This window comes from Streptococcus danieliae, from assembly GCF_009767945.1.
Taxonomy (GTDB): Bacteria; Bacillota; Bacilli; order Lactobacillales; family Streptococcaceae; genus Streptococcus; species Streptococcus danieliae.
The window spans coordinates 1-405 of record NZ_WSRS01000217.1 but is presented as its reverse complement, the minus strand read 5'-3'; the positions used below and the strand labels follow the sequence as shown (position 1 = coordinate 405).

Here is a 405-nt window from a genome sequence, read left to right as displayed (position 1 = left end):
TATGATGGGAGTAATGGAGAAACCTTTCATGAGCCATTCAACTTGTTCAGAATTCAGCTCTTTTACCTCCTTTTCATCAGAAGGCCAGTTTAGTTTGCCGTTCTCAAAGCGTTTATAAAGCAACCAAAAACCTTGCCCATCCCAATACAGAGCTTTGAAACGATCTTTACGTCCTCCACAAAATAGAAAGACTTGACCTGAAAATGGATCCAGTTCAAATCTTTGTTTAATGATATAGGCTAGGGAATCAATTCCCTGTCTCATATCTGTTTTTCCAGCTATCAAATAGACCTGACCGAGGTCACAAAGATTTATCGTCCTAAACAAATTCGCATCCACTAAACCAATCTCCTCTACTCATGTTTTCTGAGACTAGTATAGCTAGATTTCTACTTTATCGGAAGA

The 405-nt window shown here is 38.5% G+C and carries 1 protein-coding gene; it reads right to left on the bottom strand.

All coding sequences use genetic code 11. The features are described from left to right. The coding region (tnpB, locus tag E5983_RS09530) for an IS66 family insertion sequence element accessory protein TnpB (RefSeq protein WP_331251117.1) at positions 1-339 on the bottom strand (339 nt) is incomplete at its 3' end. Positions 340-405 lie beyond the last annotated feature (66 nt).